The following is a 246-nucleotide window of genomic DNA, read 5'->3' on the forward strand; positions in this document are numbered from 1 at the left end:
CGGATTTTGACTGTAGCTTAACTTCTTATGATTTAAGCGGAAACTTGCTTCTGCGAAAAGCGTACGCTCTTCATTAACCGGCAGCAAGGTTTGTGACGTTTTAAAACAAATAAGTTGCAGCAAAGTAAAAGGTACGATCTTTGCTGTTAGAAGACTTTCCTGCTCCCATAAAAATAAGCACAGCGTCTTTATGCTTGGAAAGAAGTCCGCTTTAAAGATGTAGAAAAGCCCGCTATTAAGTGCACT

Annotated in this window: 1 protein-coding gene; it reads right to left on the bottom strand. The window is 39.8% G+C overall.

Annotated features, from left to right (window positions below):
- Nucleotides 1–246 (bottom strand): hypothetical protein (locus P6709_RS20190; protein WP_278242670.1); only part of this gene is annotated, 246 nt, incomplete at both ends.

It is taken from the genome of Jeotgalibacillus sp. ET6, from assembly GCF_029667115.1.
Lineage (GTDB): Bacteria > Bacillota > Bacilli > Bacillales > Jeotgalibacillaceae > Jeotgalibacillus.